This is a genomic window from Gilliamella sp. B3023, from assembly GCF_026536845.1.
Classification (GTDB): Bacteria; Pseudomonadota; Gammaproteobacteria; order Enterobacterales; family Orbaceae; genus Gilliamella; species Gilliamella apicola_E.
This window is the reverse complement of record NZ_JAFNNH010000015.1, coordinates 22,804-45,963: the sequence shown is the minus strand read 5'-3', so window position 1 is coordinate 45,963 and position 23,160 is coordinate 22,804. Positions and strand designations below refer to the sequence as shown.

The following is a 23,160-nucleotide window of genomic DNA, read 5'->3' as shown; positions in this document are numbered from 1 at the left end:
ACCAAAATAATGCACCAAAATGTAACATACTGCTACTTGCGTTACATTTTGGTGCCATTAATGAAAAGTGAATTTGCTAACTCTTTTGAATGAGCTACGATTCTTTTCGATAACCTTTTATTATTAAATAAAAGGTTGTTTTATCCCAATCCTTTTTTAGGGTTTCTTCCGAAATAAATGTAGCCTCATATAATACATTATCTTTTGGATTGACAATTGCTACTGGTTTTAGTTGTTCCCAATAACAACATACGAATTTCAAATCGCCCATTCCCATAGTCTTAATTAAATATTCATGAGCTTGCTTAGCATATTTACCTTCAACTTTATAAATAACCTCAATAGGCCATGTTTGCCCATAGTCGGTTGTCCTACACTTTTCATATTGAAAAAAATCAGGGGCATTTGGATCAATCTCATGGAAAAAGTCTCGACACGTTAAATTCGGATCAAACCCTAATGAACTAGATTGACTATCTTCCTTTAGTTCCTCTAGGCTTAGTATTTCGTCAGTATTAAGATTATTTGATTCTGCTAATGCTGACGAAATTAAAGTAACGAAAATGAATGGCAACAAAATAAATCTTTTAAATAACATAGTTTCAATCCTTAAAACTTTTAAATCTTATTAGCTTAAAATAAGATTTCTCCCTTTAGGTCTATATTTCAGTAGACAATATCGTTATAATCTTAACCTATTTTTAATAATAATAGGTAATCATAAAAGTATGGACTTTGTTACACTCGAAATTATACCTTTTATCCAAAATCACCTTTTACTTTCATTAGGTTGGATTGTGTTATTCGTTGCAATCATTGTAATGACCGTGAAAAGTAAATTATCAAAAGTGAAAATAATTAATAACGCGCAAGCAATTAGTATGATCAACAAAGAAAACGCAGTTATTGTCGATATTCGCTCAGCAGATAGTTTCAAAAAAGGGCATATTACTGAATCTCACAACATTTTACCCGTTGACATTAAAAATGCTAGCGCAAAAACCATTGAAAAATTTAAAGAAGATATTATCATCGTGGTAGATGATAATGGTTTAACATCAGCAAGCATTGGTGAAGTATTAGTCAAACAGGGCTTTTTGCATGTATTTACATTAAAAGATGGTATTGCTGGATGGAACGGCGAAAACTTACCATTAGTTAGAAAATAATATAATATTAAAATAAGGTTTTATCATGACAGAACAAAACAATACACCTGAAACACAATTTGCTATTCAACGCATTTATACCAAAGATGTTTCATTTGAAACAAACAACGTTCCAGAAATTTTCACAAAACAATGGCAACCAGAAATGAATTTAGAACTAAATTCATCATCACAAGCGTTGAGTGAAGGTGTGCATGAAGTTTCTTTACGTGTCACAGTAACCGTAAAACAACAAGAAGAAGTTGTATATATTTGTGAAGTGACTCAGTCAGGTATTTTCTCGCTTATCGGATTTGACGATGCTCAAATTCAACATTGTGTAGGTGCTTATTGTCCTAATATTTTATTCCCTTATGCGCGTGAAGTTATTTCAAGCTTAGTAAATAAAGGAACTTTCCCACAACTTAATTTAGAACCTGTAAATTTTGAAGCTTTATTCATTAGCTATTTGCAACAGCAAGAAGCTAAAACCGAATCGACTGAAACTTTACAGTAATTACTAGTTAATAAAGTCTATGTTTATGAATAAAAATGCAGCAGTGACAGTGATTGGCGCAGGTTCTTATGGAACCTCGCTGGCTATATTACTGGCACGAAATGGCCACTCAACTTTATTATGGGGACATAACCCAGATAAGATGGCTATTTTGCAACATGATAGACAAAATAGACAATTTTTACCGGATATTTCTTTTCCTGACCAACTTCAAGTTGAAGCGGATCTTAAAACTGCCGTTTCAGCTTCACCAATTTTATTAATTGTTGTTCCAAGCCACGCATTTGGTAGCATTCTTAAACAAATCAAACCATTTTTAAGAAAAGATAGCAAAATTGTTTGGGCAACCAAAGGACTTGAAGTCGATACCGGTCGACTATTACAAGATGTTGCCAGAGAAGTATTGGGTGATAAAATCCCATTAGCGGTTATTTCAGGCCCTACTTTCGCTAAAGAAGTTGCATCAGGCTTACCAACAGCAGTAACCGTTGCCTCAACCGATGATCAATTTTTAACTGAACTCCAAAATTTATTTCACTGTAGTAAATCATTTCGTGTTTATAGCAGTAAAGACTTTATTGGCGTTCAACTTGGTGGCGCGGTAAAAAATGTTATTGCAATTGGTGCTGGTTTGTCCGATGGGCTGGGTTTTGGTGCAAATGCGAGAACAGCTTTAATAACCCGCGGACTTGCCGAAATGATGCGATTAGGCGAAGCTCTTGGGGCCGATCCTGCCACGTTTATGGGGATGGCTGGTTTAGGCGATTTGGTACTTACTTGTACAGATAATCAGTCCCGAAATCGTCGATTTGGTATTTTATTAGGTCAAAACAAATCCATTCAAGAAGCACAAGATATTATTGCTCAAGTGGTTGAGGGTTGCCGAAATACTAAAGAAGTTTGGGCATTAGCTCAAAAATATCATGTTGAGATGCCTATCACAGAACAAATCTATAAAGTGCTTTACGAACATAAAGATCCAAAACTTGCAGCCATGTCATTATTGGGTCGCTCACAAAAACAAGAATTAAAAAGCGAGTCTTAGATCTTTAAAAACCCCGCTCCTCAACTTTTTTTATTCAGTGATTAACTCGATTTAATAAAAACTTGATTAACATCGATTTAAGATCTCAAAAAACCCCACTCCTCAACTTTTTTTATTTAATGAATGGTCTGTTACTGGGTTTAATAAAAACATGACTAACACCGATTTAAGATCTCAAAAACCCCGTTCCTCAACTTTTTTTGTTTCAGTGATTTGCCTGTTATAGGATTTAATAAAAACATGACTAACACTGATTTAAGATCTCAAAAACCCCGCTCCTCAACTTTTTTTGATATGTCGTGGTTTTTGGGAGGCGTTTTAAACACTCATTCCTAGGCCCTTTTCCTTGGCTTTCTGGTAAATATCATAACCAACATAGACATCTAATACTGCCGTTCCCACACTTTTAAATAACGTGATTTGTTGATCGTTTTGGCGACATTTTTGTGGATCAATAACTAAATCACCTAATTCATAAAAATCTTGTTTTGTAACTAAATGTTGATTGATTGGATCGATAATATCACCCGCCTCAGCAAATACACCATCTTTGGTATCAAGTACGCGAATATCAGCATTTTTAACAATATTACTTGGTATTTCGTGCATTTCTGGCGTGTAAGCACCTACTCCATTGATATGTGTTCCTGGTTTAACCAAATCGCCATTGAAGGTCACAACTTTTGATGTGGTGACAGAGGTAATGATATCTGCTTGGCGAATATCTTCATCTAGATCGTTCGAAAAATAGAGGTTAGCGGAAAAATGAGCGAATCGTTTCTTCATCTCTTCAGTAAATTGCTTGCCTTTATTGACATCAAGCCCAAAGATCGCCACATCAGTCAATTGACGGACGGTTAACATCGCTTCTAACTGTGACGCAGCTTGTCCACCAGTACCAATTAATACAGCACGTTTAGCATCTTTTCTGGCTAATAAATCGGTAGCTGCACCTTGTACCGCGCCTGTGCGTAATTGGGTCACAAATGTGCCATCTAACATCGCACAAACTTCGCCTGTTAACGGATCGATCATAAACACTTGCGCGGGAACAGATGGCTTACCAAGTTTCGGGTTATCAGGAAAAACCGAGACAATTTTCAAGCCAACCACATCATTTTCTTTTATATGAGCAGGCATAATCAAACATTGCCCTTTTTGCATGTCAAAGTTGATGCGTAATGGAACTTCACTATTACCTTGAGTATAGATTTTCAGTGCTTGTTTATCCGCTGAAACGGCATCTTTCATAGTATAGAATTGTTGAATATCTTGGGCAGTTAAAATTAACATTTCGATTCCTTATTTAATATTTATTTTCATATTATTTATTATCCATTATTTAATCTTACCAACAAAAAAATAAATACTCTTGTTTAATATCAATATAAATAGATAATTTTCGCTTTCTTGTATATTTAATTTATTTTCATTATTATTACAAAGTACAATTTTGTACGGAAATTGAGAAATCAGATGTTATTTAAAATATTAAAGTTTTTTCTAAAAATTTTATTTCATGTAAAGATTCAAGGGAATCTCAATAATTTAAAACAAGACAGATTACTTATCACACCTAATCATGTTTCCTTCCTAGACGGCATTTTAATCGGCGTATTTTTACCAGTTAAACCAGTATTTGCTATCTACGCAGGCTACATTGATCATTGGCTAGTCCGTTTAGCCAAACGTTACGTTGATTTTGTGCCAATGGATCCATTAAGTCCAATGGCGATTAAAAGGTTAGTTCGTGAAATTGAAAAAGGACGACCAATTGTTATTTTCCCGGAAGGTCGAATTACCATAACCGGCTCATTAATGAAGATTTATGACGGTGCAGCATTTGTTGCTGCTCGTTCTCAAGCAACGATTGTACCTGTCTGGATTGAAGGTGCAGAATTTACGTTAACTAGCCGTTTAAAAGGCTTATTTAAACGTCATCTATTTCCTAAAATTACAATTCATGTATTGGAACCAACATCAATCCCAATGCCTGATGCACCAAAAGCAAGTGAACGACGATATATTGCTGGTGAAAAATTACATCAAATTATGATGAATGCCAGAATGGCAAGCCGACCAAAATTGACACTTTTTGAAGCGTTGCTCGAAGCCCAAGTTCGTTATGGGGTAAAATCGCGAATGGTTCAAGATCCTACCACTCACGAAGCCTCCTATCGAAACTTGCTTAAGCAAATTATCGGTGTTAGTTGCATAATTTCTAAGATTACCAAACAAAAAGAAAGAGTTGGTTTATTGCTCCCTAATGCAACGATTACTGTTGCAACTATTTTTGGTCTATCAGTCAAAAATCGTATTCCAGCCATGCTTAATTATACAGCAGGAACTAAAGGGTTAACCTGTGCAATTACTGCGGCTGAAATAAAAACGATCATTACTTCACGCAAATTTATTCAAAAAGGTAAGCTTGATTATCTATTAGAAGAAATTAAGGACGTAAATTGGTATTTCCTTGAGGACTTGCGTAGTAGTTTGACTTTTGTTGATAAACTTTATGTTGCACTTCATCAATACATTCCACGTTTAGTGAAACGACAACAATCAAGTGATGATGAAGCTTTAGTGTTATTTACATCAGGCTCAGAAGGCAATCCTAAAGGTGTAGTGCACAGCCATGGTAGTTTATTGGCAAATGTTGAACAGATTCGTACCGTTATCGATCCGACACCTGCTGACCGTTTTATGTCCGCATTGCCATTATTCCATGCTTTTGGTATTACTGCCGGCTTATTTTTACCGTTGTTTTCTGGAAGTCGTACCTTCTTATATCCAAACCCATTACATTATCGTATGGTGCCAGAAATCATTTATGACCAAAACTGTACCGTGTTATTTGGCACACCAACATTTTTAGCCAATTATGCTCGCTACGCTCATCCTTATGATTTTATGCGATTACGTTATGTGGTTGCCGGTGCTGAAAAACTTTCCGATGCGGTGCGTGAACAATGGAAAGATAAATATGGCATTCGAATCTTAGAAGGTTATGGCGTAACCGAATGTGCACCAGTTGTTGCCCTTAATGTGCCAATGGCATTTAAAGCAGGAACTGTTGGTCGGCTATTGCCAGGTATGCAATCAAGATTAATACCTATCCCAGGGATTACCAATGGCGGGGAATTACAGCTTAAAGGACCTAACGTAATGAAAGGTTATTTACGAGTTGAAAAACCCGGTGTACTTGAAGAGCCTGTTGCCGTTGATGAAAATGGTAATGCAGAAAAAGGCTGGTATGATACTGGCGATATCGTAGATATTGATAAAGATGAGTTTTTGACAATTAAAGGACGACTGAAACGCTTTGCTAAAATTGCTGGCGAAATGGTTTCACTGGAAAGTGTTGAAGCGCTAGCTAGAAAAGTCGATCCTGATGCCATGCATGGCGCTACAGTAAAAGCTGACGCAGCTAAAGGTGAAGCGCTTGTGCTATTTACTACTTCAACTACATTAACTCGAGAACAGCTTAATCAGGCAGCACAAGATTTAGGTATTCCTGCATTAGCCATTCCTAGAGATATTCGTGTGGTTAAAGAATTACCATTGCTTGGTACTGGCAAAATCGATTTTATTACGCTACGCAAAATGGCTGATGAAAATGAATAATAGCAAGGATTCACTATGAATAAACAGCCTTTATTAACCGTTGGCATGGCTGCAACCATGCTAGCCCAGTTTTTTTCAGCCTTTGCTGATAATGCTATTTTCTTTGCAATATTAGCTTTTATTAAACAACTCAATTATCCAGAGTGGAGCCAATCGGCATTACAAATCGGTTTTGTCATCCCTTTCATCCTTCTTTCGCCATTTGTTGGTCAATTTGCTGACAGTATGTCTAAAGGCAGAGCGATGATGATCTCAAATGGTATTAAATTATTAGGTGCTGCTGTTATTTGCCTAAATATCAATCCATTTTTAGGTTATTTTCTAGTTGGTGTGGGAGCAGCCGGTTATTCACCAGCAAAATATGGTATTTTAGGTGAGCTAACCTCTGGCGATAATTTAGTGAAAGCAAATGGTTTAATTGAAGCATCAACAATTGCAGCTATTTTACTAGGCTCACTTGCTGGAGGCCATATTGCTGACTTAAACATCACATTAGCATTACTTACTTGTGTAATAATGTATGGCCTAGCTGTTATAGCCAATATTTTTATTCCTAAACTTCCTGTTGCTCGAAAAGACATTGAGTGGAAGTTTATGAGTATGATAAAGGATTTTGCTAAAACCTTTAAAATCATTTTCAATAATAAACAAGCACTTTATACTTTACTCGGCACTAGCCTATTTTGGGGAGCGGGTATTACCTTGCGCTTTTTATTAATTAGCTGGGTGCCAATTGTGTTAGGTATTACTGACAACTCAACCCCAACAAATCTAAATGCCGTTGTGGCAATAGGTATTGTTGTTGGTGCTGGCCTTGCTAGTGCTATGGTTTCAATATCCAATACATTACGGTGTATTCCAGCAGGAATATTAATGGGGTTTGCCGTCATTGCATTTACCTTGCAAAGCAATATGACGAGTTCTTATATTCTATTAGTGATTATTGGTGCTTTAGGTGGTTATTTTTTAGTCCCACTAAATGCATTAATTCAAAAAATGGGGAAAGAGCTTATTGGTGCTGGTAGTGTAATTTCAATACAAAACTTAAGCGAATATAGTGCAATGATGATTATGCTCAGTGCTTATACGTTAGCTATTGCTTGTGGATTATCTGTTATTACTATCGGTGTAGGTTTTGGTATGCTATTTGCCATTCTTATCGGGTTTGTATGGTTAGGTTTAAAATCACATGTCAAACATTAATTTATCAGCAATGATCACCGAAAATCGCAATAGTGCGAGCGAGAACATCGACTGCGCATCCACCCTTGAAATACTTCAAATTATCAATAATGAAGATAAAAAAGTGGCAATCGCTGTCGAAAAACAATTAGCTAATATAGCCAATGCGGTAGATGCAATTAGCGATGCTTTCTTAAATCATGGCCGTTTAATTTACCTTGGTGCCGGCACTTCTGGACGATTAGGTATTTTAGATGCGAGCGAGTGCCCACCTACTTACGGAACGCCTCCAGAACAAGTCGTTGGATTAATTGCTGGCGGGCACCCTGCCATATTTAAAGCGGTTGAAAATGCAGAAGATTCACCTGAGCTAGCAGTTAATGATCTAAAAAATATCAATTTTAGCAAAAAAGATATTTTAGTAGGTATCGCAGCAAGTGGACGCACACCTTATGTTATCGGCGGTATGCAATATGCTCAATCACTGGGTTCAACAGTAATTAGCTTATGTTGCAACCCCAATGCACCGATGATTAACTTGGCCAATATTGCCATTACCCCAATTGTTGGCGCAGAAGTAGTTAGCGGTTCATCAAGAATGAAAGCCGGTACAGCACAAAAATTAGTACTTAATATGTTAACCACAGCCAGCATGATTAAAATTGGTAAGGTTTACGGTAATTTAATGGTTGATGTTGAGGCCACTAATGCTAAACTCGTAGAACGTCAAATATCAATTGTCATGCAAGCAACCGATTGTAGTCGGGAGACGGCTATTTCAACACTAAGTCAATGTAACAAAAATTGTAAAACAGCTATTTTAATGATTCTTGCAGGGTTAACAGCTCAGCAAGCAAAAACAGCATTACAACAAAATAATGGTTTTATCCGTAAAGCATTAGAACAAAGCAATAAATAATCTTTCTTAGCATTACACAAATATTACTGTTCTGATAAAGAAAGATTATTTTAAAATTTAGCGATATATTTTATCAAACCTTGATGAAGATCGAATTTATAAATCATATTGTTAACTAAAATAAGTAAATAGATTTATTTTATTAACTTTATATTAGCAATAATATAAAAAACTGGGAGGTACGTTATGGTTGGAATAATCTTGGCAACTCATGGTGAGTTTGCTGAAGGTATTTTACAATCAGGGACGATGATATTTGGAGAGCAAGAAAACGTTAAAGCCGTTACTTTGCATCCAAGTGATAGTCCTGAAAGCTTAAAGGAACGGATGCTGGCAGCAATTGCTACTTTCGATGATCAAAATGAAGTGCTTTTTTTAGTCGATTTATGGGGTGGAACACCATTTAACCAAGCCAATACACTCTGTGGTGAACATCCAAATTGGGCTATCGTTGCAGGTTTAAATCTTCCAATGTTGATTGAGGCATACTCATCACGTTTATCGATGGAGACCGCCAAAGAAGTGGCTGCCGCCATTATTGAATCAGCCCAAGATGGTATTAGAACAACGGTTGAAGTGGCAACTAAACCAACGCCAAACAATCAACAAACAAGCACTATCCCTGAAGGTACTGTTTTAGGCGATGGTAAATTGAAAATTGTATTAGCTCGCGTTGATTCACGCTTGTTACACGGACAAGTGGCAACCTCTTGGACTAAAGCGACTAACCCTAATCGTATTATTGTGGTTTCAGACTCAGTTGCCAAAGATGAGTTAAGGAAAAAACTGATTGAAGAAGCCGCACCTCCTGGTGTTAAAGCCAATGTGGTGCCAATTAAAAAAATTATTGAAGTTGCGCATGATCCCCGTTTTGGTAACACCAAAGCCTTATTACTTTTCGAAAACCCTGAAGATGTACTTCGCGCTATAGATGGCGGTGTTGATATTCAAACATTAAATGTTGGTTCAATGGCGCATTCTGTCGGTAAGGTAATGGTCAACAAAGTGCTGTCAATGAGCGCTGAAGATGTTGATACATTCGAGAAATTAAAAGCGAAAAATGTGAAATTCGACATTCGCAAAGTACCTAATGATTCTGAGGATAATATGGATGAATTATTAAAGAAAGCGAAACAAGAATTAGCTGAACAAAAGAATTAGTTTAATTAAGGGGTTATTATTATGACTTTATCAATTATTGCTATCATTTTAGTGATAGTTATTGCGTTCTTAGCTGGAATGGAAGGTATTTTAGACCAATTCCAATTCCATCAACCATTAGTTGCTTGTTCACTAATTGGTTTAGTAACAGGAAATCTAGAAGCTGGCGTAATGTTAGGTGGTTCATTACAGATGATAGCATTAGGCTGGGCAAATATTGGCGCAGCGGTTGCACCTGATGCCGCGCTTGCTGCTGTTGCTTCATCTATTATTTTAGTTCTTGGTGGACAAGGTGAAGCTGGTGTATCGACAGCTATCGCTATTGCCATCCCACTAGCAGTTGCTGGCTTATTTTTAACGATGATTGTGCGAACTATTGCCGTTCCATTAGTGCATTTAATGGATGCTGCAGCAGAGCAAGGTAATATCCGTAGAATCGAATGGTTACAAATATTAGGGGTTTGTTTACAAGGTTTACGTATTGCAATACCAGCAGCAGCGCTGTTATTTATTCCTGCTGAAGTGGTAAAAGACGCATTAAATTCAATGCCTAAATGGCTATCAGAAGGTATGGCTATTGGTGGAGGCATGGTAGTGGCTGTTGGTTATGCGATGGTAATTAATATGATGGCAAATCGTGAAGTTTGGCCATTTTTCATTATCGGTTTTGTTGTTGCCGCGATATCACAATTAACCTTGATTGCAATTGGTGCTCTAGGTATTGCTCTAGCACTAATTTATCTAAATCTTTCTGAACGTGGCAATTCATCAAATGGTGGTAGTAAAGGCGATCCACTTGATGATATTTTAAATGATTACTAAGAACTTGGAGAAGAACATGACAGATCGAATTCATTTATCGAAAAAAGACCGTTTATCGGTAGCTTGGCGTTCAACTTTCCTTCAAGGTTCTTGGAACTACGAACGTATGCAAAATGGTGGCTTGGTTTATTCAATGATTCCTGCTATCAAAAAATTATATACCACAAAAGAAGATCGTTCGGCTGCACTTAAACGCCATTTAGAATTTTTCAATACACATCCTTATTTAGCATCGCCTGTACTTGGTGTGACTTTAGCCCTAGAAGAAGAACGTGCTAATGGTGCACCTGTTGATGATGTCACTATTCAAGGGGTAAAAGTGGGAATGATGGGACCTTTAGCTGGGGTTGGTGATCCAGTATTCTGGTTTACCGTTCGTCCTATGCTTGGTGCACTAGGCGCCTCACTTGCCTTGAGTGGTAATATTTTAGGGCCAATTCTATTCTTTCTGCTTTGGAACATAATTCGCATGAGCTTTATGTGGTTTACCCAAGAATTTGGTTACCGTACTGGTTCTAAAATTACCGATAACTTAGGTGGAGGTTTACTCCAAAAAATCACTAAAGGTGCATCTATCTTGGGGATGTTTGTTCTGGCAGCTTTAGTACAAAGATGGGTATCAATAAAATTCCAACCAGTCGTATCCACAGTAAAATTAGATAATGGTGCATTTATTGATTGGAATTCCCTACCTGCTGGTGCCGAAGGTATACAAAAAGCATTGATACAAATGCAAGATGGGCTCGCACTTAGTCAAGACAAAGTAACGACTTTACAAAATAACTTAGATCAGCTAATTCCTGGACTTGTACCATTACTATTAACGTTCTTCTGTATGTGGTTACTTCGTAAAAAAGTATCACCTATTATAATTATTCTTGCACTATTCTTAGTCGGTGTTACTGGTCATGTTATTGGTCTTTTATAAAGCCAACAATGTTGACTAAAAAAGTTGAGGAGCGCACTTTTTAAACAAAATTGCTGTTTTGCCTCAAACAAAAATCACCCTTTTCTTTATAAATAATGAGAAAAGGGTGCCTTAGCAACTCAGATTAAAATAATGGATATAAGTAGCTAAATGGTTCAATCATTAAATACCAAAGTAGATTTAACAGTAAAAGCGACTGCTTTTTCAGGTTTTTCAGAATATGGCCAGATTATGATTGGTGATAAGGCGTTCGAATTCTATCATCAACGCGATCCTCGGAAATATATTCAAATTCCTTGGGAAGAGGTCGATTATGTTATCGCATCGGTATTTTTTAAAGGTAAGTGGATATCTCGTTACTCCATACAAACCAAAAAAGACGGCACGTTCGCTTTCGCGTCCAAAGAGCCCAAAAAAGTATTAAGAGCAATGCGTGTCTATGTTGATAGCAAAAAAATGGTCAAAGCGTTAGGATTTTTTGACGTGTTAAAACGAGCTTTGTTCAAGAAAAAAAGATAATATTTACATTTAAAACAATACACTAATAAATTTAAATATTAATTTATCATGTAATTATTCCGAATAAATTGATATAATTTTTGAGCTTGTTTTGATAATTGTCGATCCCTTTTCTTAATTAGATAAACTGCTCTTTTTAAAGAGATATCTTTAAATGGAATAATCGCAATATTATCATGTTCAAATTGGAATAAGGTTAACCCAGTTGTAATACTAATTCCCTGATTTACAGCAACTAACCCCATCATCGATGTCAACTGCCTAACTTCCATGGCATATTGAATGTTATAAAGCTGAGTCAATTGATCGGTATAAATACGAATACTTGTACCTTTTGAAAAAGCAATAAAGTTATGCCCTTCTAACTCTTTTAACTCAACAGATTTTTTCTGTGCAAGAACATTGTCTTTGTGGCAAATCAAGTAAAATTCATCTGAAAATAATAAATCAGCATGAATATCTTTTAATGTTGGTGTTCCTGCTGCCACCGCCAAATCTGCTGTGTTATCAATAATAGCATGTAAGCATCTATCCCATTGAGTGTCTAAAATATCGACTCTAATTTTAGGGTTTTCTTCATTAAATTTATTAATTACTTGCGGTAACCATTTAACAGCCAAAGACGGTAGAACAGCAACAGTAACACTACCTTCTTCACCGCTAGAATAACGTTTTATTTCACGAATAGTATTATCATAGTTATGAATTAGGTTTCTGGCTAATTCTATAAAATGTAAACCATCAATATTGAGTTGGACTTTTCTGGTATCACGATCGAATAGTCTAAAGCCAACTTCTTGTTCTAATGTTGCTATAAGTGCACTAAATGCGGGTTGTGATAAATTGACAACCTCCGATGCACGAGTAAAGTTTTCTGTTTCAGCTAAAGCAAGAAATGCACGTAATTGCTTAATAGAAATGTTCATATTACAACGAGTCTCTCAATGTTTTTCAAAATGGTAAAAATATAGCTTTCATCATATTTATTTTCAATGAGTTAGCATTACTGAACTGTAACATACTTTTTATTTATTTGAGCTAGTTATCAAAATAGATTTTTATTTTTTGTGACATTTGCACGGTTAAATAAAGCTCTATTTTTGACTGTTATTATAACCAACTGAAAAAACTACTATTTTTTAACCAAACATCTATAAAATTAAGCAAATTATTTATCTGTAATTCAAATAAATAATTTCCTATTTTAACTGCAAATAAATTCATATCTTATTTAAATAATTGTCTTGTTTTTAGTTGTATATCATACGGAATGTGTTCACTTTATTAAGGAGATTATCTATGTTAGCACTCACCGGCATTTTAACGATTGTCGTTATGTTGTACTGCATAATGTCAAAGCGAATGTCACCTATTGTTGCATTAATCGTCATTCCCACAATCGGAGCTTTAGTCGCTGGATGTGGTTTAGACACGCCAAAATACATTGTAGCTGGCATTACAAAACTTGCACCAATGGCGGCTATGTTTGTTTTTGCCATTACATTTTTCGGTGTGGTAACAGACGCAGGGATGTTTGACCCCATTATTAAACGCATTTTACGTTTTGTTGGTGCAAATCCTGTTCGAATACTTATTGGTACAGGTATTTTAGCGCTAATTGCCCATTTAGATGGCAATGGTGCTGTAACTTTTCTAGTGACAATACCCACAATGTTACCTTTATTTGAAAAGTTAGGAATGGATAAACGCATGTTAATCGGTATTACCGCATTGAGTGCAGGTGTAAATTTTTTACCTTGGACAGGACCAATGATTCGCGCCGCAAGCGCATTAAATATTGCTACACATGATCTTTTTATTCCTCTCATTCCTGCACAAATAGCTGGGCTAACATTCATGATATTGATGGGCTATTATTGGGGCAAAAAAGAGCAAAAACGTTTAGGACTTACTAAAGAAGCAATACTGGCAACTGGCGGTATTCCACATCATGAAAAAGAGTTAACTGAAGAAGAAAAGAAACTCCGCCGACCTCATCTCTTTTGGGTAAATATCGCTCTAGTTATTGCTGTTTTATGTACCATGGTGTTTACACATATTTCACCTACAGTTGCATTCATGATTGCCCTCACTCTCGCACTTATGATCAACTACCCAAATGTAAAAATGCAATCTGAACGAATTAATGCTCATGCTAAAGCAGCTTTAATGATGGCAAGCATTTTATTTGCTGCAGGCGCCTTTACAGGAATTATGGCTGGTTCAGGAATGTTAAAAGCGATGTCCGAAGCTGCAGTCCATTTTATTCCAGAGCATTTTGCAAGTCATGTACCATTTATCACAGGTATTGTATCAATGCCTTTAAGCCTTATTTTTGATCCTGACTCGTACTATTTTGGCATTATGCCCGTTGTAGCAAATACTGTAGAAATGTTAGGTGTGCCGGGCATCCAAGTTGCTCAAGCATCAATTATGGGACAAATGACCACAGGATTCCCTGTCAGCCCATTAACACCAGCCACATTTCTACTGGTTAGTCTTGCAGGCGTTGATTTAGCCGATCATCAAAAATTTAGTATTCCGATTTTATGGTTAGCAAGCATCATTATGACTGTTGCTTGTGTTGTTACTGGTGTGTTCCCGATTTAAATTTAAAAGAGGTAGTTAACTATGAAAACAATAAGAATTGGTTGTGGTGCAGGTTATGCCGGCGATCGTATTGAGCCAGCAATAGAACTCGCCCAAAAAGGGGAAATTCAATATTTGATATTTGAGTGTTTAGCAGAGCGAACTATTGCAATAGGTCAGAAACAAAAACAAGCTAATCCTAACGCTGGTTTTAATGAGTTACTAGAAGCAAGAATGCGTGCAGTACTACCACTATGTGCTAAAAATAAAATAAAAATTATTAGCAATATGGGTGCCGCAAACCCACAAGCAGCGGGTAAAAGTATCCAATCTATAGCTCAGTCATTGGGTCTACCTAGATTAAAAATTGCGGTTATTGAAGGGGATGATGTTTATCAATCTGTAATTAGTCAGGATCTTAAACTTGATGATATTGGTCAAAAAATTTCTGAATCTAACAAAAATATTGTTTCAGCTAATGCGTATTTAGGTTGTGAAGCTTTAGTTGAAGCACTTAACGCTGGTGCTGATATCATTATTACAGGACGAGTAGCCGATCCTTCATTATTTTTATCACCAATGGTTTATGAATTTGGTTGGTCATTATCAGATTGGGATAAATTAGGAAAAGGTACTGTTATTGGTCACTTACTTGAATGTGCAGGTCAAATAACGGGGGGATATTATGCTGATCCTGGGTATAAGGATGTGCAAGGACTTGCTCGTTTAGGTTTTCCAATTGCAGAAGTTAATGAAAATGGTGAAGCCATTATTACTAAAGTTGCTGAAGCTGGTGGTTGCGTCAATATTGATACATGTAAAGAACAGATGCTTTATGAAATTCATAACCCACAATTTTATATAACACCAGATGTAGTTGCTGATTTCTCAAATGTCACTTTCAAACAAGAAGCTAAAGATCGAGTTTCAGTAACTGGAGCAACAGGTAGACAGAAAACTGAAACATTAAAAGTATCAGTTGGTTATTTAGATGGTTTTATTGGTGAAGGAGAAATGAGTTACGCAGGTCCAGGTGCAACGGAACGAGGCCAATTAGCATTAGACATCGTAAAAGAACGTCTTTCGATTATTCATGCCAATGCTGATGAGTTGCGTTTTGACTTAATCGGCATAAATTCATTACATGGCAACAAGTTATCACAAACAAGCAAACCATATGAAGTAAGAGTTCGTGTTGCGGGTCGTTTCAAAAATAAAGCAGATGCAATTTCAATTGGTAATGAAGTCGAAGCTTTGTATACCAACGGTCCTGCAGCAGGTGGTGGTGCATTTAAATCTGTAAAAGAGATTGTTGCCATGGATTCAACGCTGATTGAACGCAAATTGGTCAAGCCAATCATTAGCTATTTGGAGGTATAAAATGAAATTAAGAGAACTAGCGCATTCACGTACAGGAGATAAAGGTAATATCTCTAATATTTCAGTTATTGCTTATGATATAAATAATTATGAAAAATTAAAGGCTGCTGTTACAGCAGAGAAAGTCAAAGAATTCTTTTCTGACATCGTTAAAGGAAAAGTAGTTCGTTATGAACTGCCTAATATTGGTGCATTAAACTTTGTTATGTATGAAGCATTAGGCGGTGGTGTTACTCGTTCTTTAGCTCTTGATATGCATGGAAAAGGACTTAGTGCAGCATTAATGGATATGGATATAGACTAAGACTCTTTTATCATTGTTATTATTACTTTGTAAATCTCATCAATCATCATTGATGAGATTTTTTTATTATCTACCCGAAAATAAGTATAAAGCTTGCTATCATCAATAAACAACCATTGCACTTTTTGCTAGAAAGAGTATAATTTTGGGGCTTTGATTTTGTCCGTGTTGGGCAAAAGAAAGATTATTTTTTAATTTAAGAGGATGTTATGGTAACTATTCGTTTAGCTCGTGGTGGCTCTAAAAAGCGCCCTTTTTATCAAGTAGTTGTCACTGATAGCCGTAACCCACGTGATGGTCGTTTTATTGAGCGCGTTGGCTTTTTTAATCCAATTGCACAAGGTAAAGCAGAAGAATTACGTTTAGATCTTGATCGCGTAAATTATTGGGTTGGTTTAGGTGCTACTATTTCTGATCGTGTTAATACATTGATCAAACAAGCACAAAAAGCTGCTTAATTAAGTAATAGTGTAAAGATGAATACTGAGAATCTAATCGTTGTTGGTAAACTTGGTTCAAGCTACGGCATTCGTGGATGGCTCAGGATTTTTTCGTTTACAGAATTTCCAGATAGTATTTTTGATTACAAACCTTGGTATATCCAGCGTGCTGGAAAATGGCAGGAAGTAATCGTTGAGAGCTTTAAACCTCATAATCAAGATATGATTGTCAAACTCAAAGGCGTTGATGATCGAGATCAAGCCAATGCGTTAACTAATGCTGAAGTATTCGTTGATGCAGAAGAATTGCCTGAGCTTAATCAAGGCGATTTCTATTGGAAAGATTTGATTGGCTGTAGAGTGAAAACAATTAACGGTTATGATTTAGGTCAAGTAACTGATTTAATGGAAACCGGTTCTAATGATGTGTTGGTTGTTAAAGCAAATCTAAAAGATGCATTTGGAGCAACAGAACGTTTAATTCCTTTTGTTGAAGAACAATTTATTAAACAAGTTGATTTAACAACAAAAATGATTGTGGTCGATTGGGATCCCGCATTTTAATCGGTAAGGTAAGAATATGTGGATTGGCGTAATTAGCCTTTTTCCCGAAATGTTCCAAGCTATTACCTGTTATGGTGTAACTGGTCGAGCAGTAAAAAACGGACTGTTAACAGTAGAATATTGGAACCCGCGCGATTTTGCGCATGATAAGCATAAGACTGTCGATGATAGGCCTTATGGTGGTGGTCCCGGCATGTTAATGATGGTACAACCACTTAGAGATGCGATTCATGCTGCGAAAGCAGTAGCAGGTGAAAATACAAAAGTAATCTATCTTTCCCCACAAGGGCGCAAATTAAACCAACAAGGTGTTTGCGAGTTGTCACAATATCAAAAATTGATTTTGATTTGTGGTCGATATGAAGGTATAGATGAACGCGTTATCCAAACCGAAATTGATGAAGAATGGTCAATTGGGGATTACGTGTTAAGTGGCGGTGAATTACCGGCGATGACAATGATTGATGCATTAGCAAGGTTTATTCCAGGTGTATTGAATCATGAATCATCAGCAGAAGAAGACTCTTTTGCAAACGGTTTACTTGATTGTCCACACTATACCAGACCTGAGGTGTTAGATGGAATGGCGGTGCCTGATGTGTTAATGTCTGGTCACCATGAAGCGATTCGTCGCTGGCGATTGAAACAATCACTAGGACGAACTTGGTTGAGAAGAGAAGATCTTCTTGAAAATCTAGCTCTGACTGATGAAGAGCAACGTTTACTCACTGAATTCCAATGTGAATATCGTGATAAACCGAGCCATTAATATTTCAGTATAACTAGTAAGAGACAAAATTATGAAAAATGCAATTATTCAGCAATTAGAACAAGAACAAATGAAAAAAGACATCCCGTCTTTTCGTCCGGGTGATACGGTAGAAGTTAAAGTATGGGTTGTTGAAGGTAACAAAAAACGTCTTCAAGCATATGAAGGTGTGGTTATTGCAATTCGCAATCGTGGTTTACATTCTGCATTTACAGTACGTAAAATTTCGAATGGCGAAGGTGTTGAACGAGTATTCCAAACTCACTCACCAACTGTTGATTCAATTACTGTGAAACGTCGTGGTCAAGTACGTCAAGCTAAACTTTACTACTTACGCGAACTTCGTGGTAAAGCGGCTCGTATTAAAGAGCGCCTTAACTAATTCAAATTGGTTAATATTTAATAAACTATTAAAATTATATCCAATTAAATATGGTCACCTTTATGGTGACCGTTTTTATGTGTATAGTTGATTCCCGCCAACAATTGTTGACAGATTTCAAGCAATATCTAAAGCTATAAAGGGTAATACTATGGATAACTATCTTGTTGAAATTCTCGCCACCACAACCAAGTTATTCGCTTTAATGACACCGCCAGCAGTGCTAAGTGCATTTTTAAGTGGTACTAAACAATATGATGAACAACAACGCCGAAAGACTGCACTTAAAACATCGTGTGCCGTTTTTATTATTGGTATTGTGTTATTCTTTTTTGGTAATGCCATGTTTAGTGTGTTTGGTTTTACACTCGATGCTTTTAGAATTGGGTCGGGAGCATTACTATTTATTACCGCTGTTTCATTGATGAATGATTCACCTGAAAAAAATAAAATTCATACTGATGATGATGATATTAGTGTGGTTCCTCTTGCAATACCTTTATGTATGGGACCAGCCTCCATTGGTACGATTATTGTTATGGGGACAAGTTCGGTAGGTATGCAAAACCTGATTGGCGCCCTTTCGCTATTGATTGCCTCAAGCGGTATTTATGCCATGTTACTATGCGCAAAAAGCATTGCTAACGTTTTAAAAAATACTGGTATTGCAATTTTGTCAAAACTTACCGGGTTATTAATATCAGCTATTGCCGCTCAAGTTGTATTTACTGGCGTCTCTGCATTTTTAAAATAAGTTTTATAATTCAGATAATTAAAAGTTCAATTCTAACAGTAAGTAATCACCTTTAATTGATAGTTAAGGTGATTACATAAACTGATAATAAAGTTAATCGGATTTACGTTTTTTGAAAAAGTAATATGAAGCTAAAATTACGAAAATTAAGATTACCTCAGATAATAAAATAAAATGCCCTGATTCACCAAACCATACCCCAACAATAATAATAATGTTAACAGTAATAGAAATCATCGCTAACCATGGAAATAGCGGAGATTTAAATTTGATCATATCTTTAGAGTATTTGCCTTCATTCACTCCCTTACGAAATTGATATTGGCACCAAGCAATAATAATCCAAGCAAAACACCCAACTTGTCCAGTACTTGCTACCAAATAGAGATATAATTTTTCAGCAGCAATATATTTAGAAAACAGCGAAACTAACGCAATAATTGCGATAAATAATATTCCTTTAGTTGGCACGCCTCGTTTATTGACTTCTGAAAAGTATTTTGGTGCTAAATCATCTTGAGCCATCGACCATAGCATTCTCGAGCTGGCATAAACAGCCGAATTAGCGGCCGATATTGCAGCACAAAAGATAACAAATAGCATCACATATGAAGCAAAGGTAATCCCGGCTTTATTGAATACCCAAACAAATGGGCTAATTTCATTATGGGTTGCTCCATAAGGGTAAACTAGTGCTAACACCGCAATCGCTAACACATAAAACAAGATGATACGAAAAGCCACACCAGTGATAATTTTTGGCAATACGCTTTGAGGTGATTGCGCTTCACCCGCTGCACTACCAATTAATTCGACGCCCTGAAATGAATAAGTAACAATTGTCATACAAACAAAAATTGATAAAAATCCACTAGGAAACCAACCTTGGTCGGTTTTAAGTGTTGGTAATACATGTGTTTGATTATATTGATGATAGAGTAAATAAATGCCAACAGCTATAAATGCAATAATGGCCAATACTTTTATCGTTGAAAACCAGTATTCACTTTCGCCAAAAGCTCTAACAGACGTTAAATGGACACAAGTAATAACGGTTAAAATAATTAGACTAAGAATATAGATGGGAATAGAGGAAAAAACTTGGTGAGCGATCATCGAAGCTGCAGTTAAGTCAGCAGCCATAGACAGTACCCAGCTTAACCAATATAACCAGCCAATGGTATAACTCCAAATAGGATGTGGAATAAACATTAGTGCATAATGCTGAAAAGAACCCGCATGTGGGAATGCACAAGAAAGTTCACCTAAGCAAAGCATGGTCGACAGCATAATACTACCCGCAAGTAGATATGCGATAATCGTGCCTAACGGTCCAACCGTGCTAAGTGGTGCTGCAATACCAATAAATAATCCAGTTCCTATTGAGCCACCTAACGAAATCATCAATAAATGACGATTTTTTAAGTTTTTCTTTAAGGTACTGGGATAAGGACTTTCTTGAGATTCTGATGTTGCCATGTAAACCGCCTAGTAATCAATAATAGCTGCTGGTTGCCCAGCAGCTGATAGATATTAATAAACAAACCGTTTTTCTACACCATTGGTTTGGCAAGCCATAAGTAGGGCTGTATAATCAAGCTCAAACCCAATCATATCGCCAACACGTAATGTTTCAGAAACATCTTCAATATCAACAATAGTATGATCGCTGGTTTGACCTAAGACCGTAATGTTGTCATTAATCGGTATACAGCTTTCTGCTGGCACATCTTGACGGCCAAAAGCGAGAAGCGCGCGTTTACGAGTACCATGATCAACAAAAGTTTTGCTGTTCAAAAAGGCATCAACACCTAATTCTCCAACAGGAACGGTTGGTTTACTATTAAGCTCGATGATTTGTGCATACAATTTATACATGTCACTACAAGCTTTTTCTACAGGTTTGTTTGAGTGATGAAACTCATCAAGATATTTCATATCCACATACTCAATACCAAACTCATGTAAACCACCAATTCGAATGTGATTAAGCCCTTCTGGCCAGATCCCTTTATCAAGCAGATGGTAACTTGTACAATTACCAGCTGATAGATACTTGATCTTGATATTACAAGCTTCTTCTACTTTACGCGCTATGTGTAAAAAATCCACACCATTTTTAACAGTTGGTAGAACAGTACCATAGCAGTTGAAGTTGGTCCCAAGCCCATAAAGCTCAACACCCGGTAAAGATAAGATTAGTTTGACTGTTTCGATGATATCATCGACATGTTCAAACCAAATACCTTCACGTAAATCGCCCATATCAACCATTAAAAGTACTTGATGGACTTTTTGTTGTTTTACCGCTTCATCAGAAAGTGCTTGGATAACTTGTTTTTCACTGTTTAAGCTAATATCTGCGTATTTCACTACTTCACTGATCTCACTTAAACAAGGACTACGTAATAAACAAGTTTTACAATTTAAAGCATCTTTAAGTTTCTTCAAATTGTAGGTTCTTGATTCAGCAATCACATCAATACCACCATCAAGCACCGCTTTGGCGGTTTCAACACAGCCATCAAAGACTTTATTTACCGCCATCACTTCAATGCCGTGTTTAGCAAGAAGCTCTTTTTCAACACGGGCATTGTCTTTTAATTTACCTAAATCAATTTCCAATATAGGTTTGTACATAAATTTACTCCTCTATATCTTATTGCAAGCGGTTACGTCTTTGTGCGCGATGGTATATCCATTCAGCTAACACAATTGCAAGCACTGCACCACCAACAATTTTAGCGATGTACTCAACATATCCACCCATATCAATTTGTGCTGGTGGAATAAAGACTAAGATCACCGCAAATAGCGTAGATAAGAAACCTAAACCAGGTAAAATAATTGGTAAAACTTTACCAGGAATCTTGAAGCTACGTGGTACATCTGGTTGAGTAATACGTAAGCGATAGTACGCAATAAACATCACTAAATAAGGAATAAAGTAACAAATGGTTGTTAATGCAGTTAACATCCAATATGCAGCAGCAATACTTGGTGATACAAATGTTGAGAAACAAAGTACCGTTACAATTATTGCTTGGATAACTAAAGCAAATGCTGGTGTTTGATATACAGGATGTAATCGACCAATACGTTCACCAAGTAAGTTATCTTCTTTTGATGCTTCTTGTAACATATAAATAGGACCAACTAACCATGAGTTAATTTGACCTAATGCACCAAAGAACAAACAAATTGCCATTACTGGTAATAACCAAGGCATGTGTAGCTCTTTAGCAGCAGCTTCCATCGCTTGCATTACACCGGCAACAATATCAGTATCAGCAGCAGGTAATAAGGTATTAATTGCCCAAGTACCAATCATATAGATACCAACGATAACAACTGCAGATACCGCCATCGCTTTAGGGAAGTCACGTTGTGGATCTCGAGTACGACCAGCGATCATTGGTGCAACTTCTAGCCCAGCAAAAGCAAACATCATGCTTGATAAAAATACAATAGTATCCCAGCTACTTAAATCCGGAATCCAATCACTAACATGGCTATAATCAGTTGCCATTGGATGACCAGTCATTAACCATACAATAGCTAATAACACGATAATAGCAGCAGGAATAAATACACCTAACCATGCACTAACACTGTTAATGATTTTAGTCCATTTCATGCCTTTGATATTCATTAACGTTAAGATCCAGAATACTGCCATGGAGCCAACACCAATAAATACCTGATTCTGAGCAAGTTCAGGGCTAAACATATAACCAATTGCAGTAAAACCAAACTGCAACATTAATGGGAAGAAAAGCACACATGAAAACAGGAAGCAAACAACCACTATCCAACCGACACGTTTACCAAATGCTTCTTTTACCCATACAAAGATCCCACCATCTTTTGGCCAGCCTGTTGAAAGCTCACCACAAACCATGGCTAATGGAAAAAACAAACAAAATGCAGCAAGTAGCCAAAGCACCATTGCTGACGCTCCGTAAGGAGCAACATTAGGAATTTGACGTAAACTCAATATTGCAATGACATTCATAAACACAATGTCTTTAATACCAAGTAAACTTGAATCTTTAGAATCACTCATAATAACCTCACATAATAACAACTGGGGCAGTTATTGCCCCAGCCAGT

The 23,160-nt window shown here is 36.6% G+C and carries 23 protein-coding genes and 2 pseudogenes; 19 read left to right on the top strand and 6 right to left on the bottom strand.

All coding sequences use genetic code 11. The features are described from left to right. Positions 1–94 precede the first annotated feature (94 nt). A complete protein-coding gene (locus tag J3U16_RS09225) occupies positions 95–598 on the bottom strand; it encodes a DUF4952 domain-containing protein (RefSeq protein ID WP_065563712.1) in 504 nt (167 codons plus the stop codon). A 130-nt stretch (positions 599–728) separates the two neighbouring features. On the opposite strand from J3U16_RS09225, the gene J3U16_RS09220 reads away from it, so the two are divergent. Genes J3U16_RS09220 through gpsA form a run of 3 tightly spaced genes read left to right on the top strand, consistent with a single transcriptional unit; the run spans position 729 to position 2,710 of the window. Further along, positions 729–1,169: a rhodanese-like domain-containing protein gene (locus J3U16_RS09220; RefSeq protein WP_065735119.1), complete on the top strand. Its 441-nt coding sequence runs from the start codon at positions 729–731 to the stop codon at positions 1,167–1,169. A gap of 25 nt (positions 1,170–1,194) precedes the next feature. Then, entirely contained in the window at positions 1,195–1,665 is a 471-nt protein-coding gene (secB, locus tag J3U16_RS09215) for a protein-export chaperone SecB (RefSeq protein WP_065563714.1), read from the top strand. Positions 1,666–1,690: 25 nt separating this feature from the next. Next, complete coding sequence (gene gpsA / locus J3U16_RS09210; RefSeq protein WP_267342927.1) at positions 1,691–2,710, top strand: NAD(P)H-dependent glycerol-3-phosphate dehydrogenase; 1,020 nt, start codon at positions 1,691–1,693, stop codon at positions 2,708–2,710. 318 nt (positions 2,711–3,028) lie between these two features. Here the strand turns inward: gpsA and J3U16_RS09205 are convergent, their stop codons facing one another. Beyond that, complete coding sequence (locus J3U16_RS09205) at positions 3,029–4,003, bottom strand: hypothetical protein (RefSeq protein WP_267342926.1); 975 nt, start codon at positions 4,001–4,003, stop codon at positions 3,029–3,031. 183 nt (positions 4,004–4,186) lie between these two features. Between J3U16_RS09205 and aas the strand changes: the two genes are divergently transcribed. The 8 genes and pseudogenes from aas to J3U16_RS09170 all read left to right on the top strand — a co-directional run bounded on the left by aas (position 4,187) and on the right by J3U16_RS09170 (position 11,865). Then, positions 4,187–6,334: a bifunctional acyl-ACP--phospholipid O-acyltransferase/long-chain-fatty-acid--ACP ligase gene (aas, locus tag J3U16_RS09200; protein ID WP_267332419.1), complete on the top strand. Its 2,148-nt coding sequence runs from the start codon at positions 4,187–4,189 to the stop codon at positions 6,332–6,334. 15 nt (positions 6,335–6,349) lie between these two features. Further along, positions 6,350–7,537: a lysophospholipid transporter LplT gene (gene lplT, locus J3U16_RS09195; RefSeq protein WP_220225625.1), complete on the top strand. Its 1,188-nt coding sequence runs from the start codon at positions 6,350–6,352 to the stop codon at positions 7,535–7,537. Next, positions 7,524–8,435 carry an N-acetylmuramic acid 6-phosphate etherase gene (murQ, locus tag J3U16_RS09190; RefSeq protein ID WP_267342925.1) on the top strand — a complete coding sequence of 304 codons (912 nt, stop codon included), beginning with the start codon at positions 7,524–7,526 and terminating at the stop codon, positions 8,433–8,435. The genes lplT and murQ overlap by 14 nt, the downstream gene beginning before the upstream one ends. 186 nt (positions 8,436–8,621) lie before the next feature. Then, positions 8,622–8,994, top strand: a pseudogene (locus tag J3U16_RS12130) (PTS sugar transporter subunit IIA); the annotation flags it as partial. Between the two features lie 59 nt (positions 8,995–9,053). Further along, positions 9,054–9,596 (top strand): annotated as a pseudogene (locus tag J3U16_RS12125) (PTS system mannose/fructose/N-acetylgalactosamine-transporter subunit IIB); the annotation flags it as partial. 21 nt (positions 9,597–9,617) lie between these two features. Beyond that, positions 9,618–10,418: a PTS mannose/fructose/sorbose transporter subunit IIC gene (locus J3U16_RS09180; RefSeq protein WP_065563721.1), complete on the top strand. Its 801-nt coding sequence runs from the start codon at positions 9,618–9,620 to the stop codon at positions 10,416–10,418. A gap of 16 nt (positions 10,419–10,434) precedes the next feature. Further along, entirely contained in the window at positions 10,435–11,346 is a 912-nt protein-coding gene (locus J3U16_RS09175; protein WP_065563722.1) for a PTS system mannose/fructose/sorbose family transporter subunit IID, read from the top strand. A 150-nt stretch (positions 11,347–11,496) separates the two neighbouring features. Next, positions 11,497–11,865: a DUF956 family protein gene (locus J3U16_RS09170; protein ID WP_267342923.1), complete on the top strand. Its 369-nt coding sequence runs from the start codon at positions 11,497–11,499 to the stop codon at positions 11,863–11,865. A gap of 38 nt (positions 11,866–11,903) precedes the next feature. On the opposite strand, the gene J3U16_RS09165 is transcribed toward J3U16_RS09170, so the two are convergent. Next, positions 11,904–12,791, bottom strand: a complete 888-nt coding sequence (locus J3U16_RS09165) for a LysR family transcriptional regulator (protein ID WP_267330389.1) — start codon at positions 12,789–12,791, stop codon at positions 11,904–11,906. 373 nt (positions 12,792–13,164) lie between these two features. Here J3U16_RS09165 and J3U16_RS09160 point away from each other — a divergent pair, with 373 nt between their 5' ends. The 8 genes from J3U16_RS09160 to J3U16_RS09125 all read left to right on the top strand — a co-directional run bounded on the left by J3U16_RS09160 (position 13,165) and on the right by J3U16_RS09125 (position 19,047). Continuing rightward, a complete protein-coding gene (locus J3U16_RS09160; protein WP_065735097.1) occupies positions 13,165–14,475 on the top strand; it encodes a CitMHS family transporter in 1,311 nt (436 codons plus the stop codon). A 21-nt stretch (positions 14,476–14,496) separates the two neighbouring features. Beyond that, complete coding sequence (locus J3U16_RS09155; RefSeq protein WP_267342921.1) at positions 14,497–15,834, top strand: acyclic terpene utilization AtuA family protein; 1,338 nt, start codon at positions 14,497–14,499, stop codon at positions 15,832–15,834. Between the two features lies 1 nt (position 15,835). Then, on the top strand, positions 15,836–16,138 hold the full coding sequence (locus J3U16_RS09150) for a hypothetical protein (RefSeq protein WP_065735093.1): 303 nt from the start codon (positions 15,836–15,838) through the stop codon (positions 16,136–16,138). Between the two features lie 209 nt (positions 16,139–16,347). Continuing rightward, entirely contained in the window at positions 16,348–16,596 is a 249-nt protein-coding gene (gene rpsP, locus J3U16_RS09145) for a 30S ribosomal protein S16 (protein WP_065563724.1), read from the top strand. Between the two features lie 18 nt (positions 16,597–16,614). Then, positions 16,615–17,142, top strand: coding sequence for a ribosome maturation factor RimM (gene rimM, locus J3U16_RS09140; protein WP_065563725.1), 528 nt, complete (start codon positions 16,615–16,617; stop codon positions 17,140–17,142). A gap of 16 nt (positions 17,143–17,158) precedes the next feature. Further along, the gene (gene trmD, locus J3U16_RS09135) at positions 17,159–17,911 is read left to right on the top strand and encodes a tRNA (guanosine(37)-N1)-methyltransferase TrmD (protein ID WP_065563726.1); all 753 of its coding nucleotides are present in this window, start codon (positions 17,159–17,161) and stop codon (positions 17,909–17,911) included. A 31-nt stretch (positions 17,912–17,942) separates the two neighbouring features. Further along, positions 17,943–18,293, top strand: coding sequence for a 50S ribosomal protein L19 (gene rplS / locus J3U16_RS09130; RefSeq protein ID WP_065563727.1), 351 nt, complete (start codon positions 17,943–17,945; stop codon positions 18,291–18,293). A gap of 151 nt (positions 18,294–18,444) precedes the next feature. Next, positions 18,445–19,047, top strand: a complete 603-nt coding sequence (locus J3U16_RS09125; protein ID WP_065735090.1) for a MarC family protein — start codon at positions 18,445–18,447, stop codon at positions 19,045–19,047. A gap of 93 nt (positions 19,048–19,140) precedes the next feature. On the opposite strand, the gene J3U16_RS09120 is transcribed toward J3U16_RS09125, so the two are convergent. From J3U16_RS09120 to J3U16_RS09110, 3 genes are read right to left on the bottom strand one after another with little or no spacing between them, the layout of a single operon-like run. After that, positions 19,141–20,526: an amino acid permease gene (locus J3U16_RS09120; RefSeq protein ID WP_065735088.1), complete on the bottom strand. Its 1,386-nt coding sequence runs from the start codon at positions 20,524–20,526 to the stop codon at positions 19,141–19,143. A 54-nt stretch (positions 20,527–20,580) separates the two neighbouring features. Beyond that, complete coding sequence (locus tag J3U16_RS09115) at positions 20,581–21,687, bottom strand: alanine/ornithine racemase family PLP-dependent enzyme (RefSeq protein ID WP_065735086.1); 1,107 nt, start codon at positions 21,685–21,687, stop codon at positions 20,581–20,583. Positions 21,688–21,706: 19 nt separating this feature from the next. Continuing rightward, positions 21,707–23,113: an APC family permease gene (locus J3U16_RS09110; protein ID WP_065563731.1), complete on the bottom strand. Its 1,407-nt coding sequence runs from the start codon at positions 23,111–23,113 to the stop codon at positions 21,707–21,709. Between the last annotated feature and the right edge of the window lie 47 nt (positions 23,114–23,160).

What these genes read in the sequence shown, in the direction of transcription:
- J3U16_RS09225 (WP_065563712.1), bottom strand. Translation starts at nt 598, where the DNA reads ATGTTATTTAAAAGATTTATTTTGTTGCCATTCATTTTCGTTACTTTA.
- J3U16_RS09220 (WP_065735119.1), top strand. Translation starts at nt 729, where the DNA reads ATGGACTTTGTTACACTCGAAATTATACCTTTTATCCAAAATCACCTT.
- secB (WP_065563714.1), top strand. Translation starts at nt 1,195, where the DNA reads ATGACAGAACAAAACAATACACCTGAAACACAATTTGCTATTCAACGC.
- gpsA (WP_267342927.1), top strand. Translation starts at nt 1,691, where the DNA reads ATGAATAAAAATGCAGCAGTGACAGTGATTGGCGCAGGTTCTTATGGA.
- J3U16_RS09205 (WP_267342926.1), bottom strand. Translation starts at nt 4,003, where the DNA reads ATGTTAATTTTAACTGCCCAAGATATTCAACAATTCTATACTATGAAA.
- aas (WP_267332419.1), top strand. Translation starts at nt 4,187, where the DNA reads ATGTTATTTAAAATATTAAAGTTTTTTCTAAAAATTTTATTTCATGTA.
- lplT (WP_220225625.1), top strand. Translation starts at nt 6,350, where the DNA reads ATGAATAAACAGCCTTTATTAACCGTTGGCATGGCTGCAACCATGCTA.
- murQ (WP_267342925.1), top strand. Translation starts at nt 7,524, where the DNA reads ATGTCAAACATTAATTTATCAGCAATGATCACCGAAAATCGCAATAGT.
- J3U16_RS09180 (WP_065563721.1), top strand. Translation starts at nt 9,618, where the DNA reads ATGACTTTATCAATTATTGCTATCATTTTAGTGATAGTTATTGCGTTC.
- J3U16_RS09175 (WP_065563722.1), top strand. Translation starts at nt 10,435, where the DNA reads ATGACAGATCGAATTCATTTATCGAAAAAAGACCGTTTATCGGTAGCT.
- J3U16_RS09170 (WP_267342923.1), top strand. Translation starts at nt 11,497, where the DNA reads ATGGTTCAATCATTAAATACCAAAGTAGATTTAACAGTAAAAGCGACT.
- J3U16_RS09165 (WP_267330389.1), bottom strand. Translation starts at nt 12,791, where the DNA reads ATGAACATTTCTATTAAGCAATTACGTGCATTTCTTGCTTTAGCTGAA.
- J3U16_RS09160 (WP_065735097.1), top strand. Translation starts at nt 13,165, where the DNA reads ATGTTAGCACTCACCGGCATTTTAACGATTGTCGTTATGTTGTACTGC.
- J3U16_RS09155 (WP_267342921.1), top strand. Translation starts at nt 14,497, where the DNA reads ATGAAAACAATAAGAATTGGTTGTGGTGCAGGTTATGCCGGCGATCGT.
- J3U16_RS09150 (WP_065735093.1), top strand. Translation starts at nt 15,836, where the DNA reads ATGAAATTAAGAGAACTAGCGCATTCACGTACAGGAGATAAAGGTAAT.
- rpsP (WP_065563724.1), top strand. Translation starts at nt 16,348, where the DNA reads ATGGTAACTATTCGTTTAGCTCGTGGTGGCTCTAAAAAGCGCCCTTTT.
- rimM (WP_065563725.1), top strand. Translation starts at nt 16,615, where the DNA reads ATGAATACTGAGAATCTAATCGTTGTTGGTAAACTTGGTTCAAGCTAC.
- trmD (WP_065563726.1), top strand. Translation starts at nt 17,159, where the DNA reads ATGTGGATTGGCGTAATTAGCCTTTTTCCCGAAATGTTCCAAGCTATT.
- rplS (WP_065563727.1), top strand. Translation starts at nt 17,943, where the DNA reads ATGAAAAATGCAATTATTCAGCAATTAGAACAAGAACAAATGAAAAAA.
- J3U16_RS09125 (WP_065735090.1), top strand. Translation starts at nt 18,445, where the DNA reads ATGGATAACTATCTTGTTGAAATTCTCGCCACCACAACCAAGTTATTC.
- J3U16_RS09120 (WP_065735088.1), bottom strand. Translation starts at nt 20,526, where the DNA reads ATGGCAACATCAGAATCTCAAGAAAGTCCTTATCCCAGTACCTTAAAG.
- J3U16_RS09115 (WP_065735086.1), bottom strand. Translation starts at nt 21,687, where the DNA reads ATGTACAAACCTATATTGGAAATTGATTTAGGTAAATTAAAAGACAAT.
- J3U16_RS09110 (WP_065563731.1), bottom strand. Translation starts at nt 23,113, where the DNA reads ATGAGTGATTCTAAAGATTCAAGTTTACTTGGTATTAAAGACATTGTG.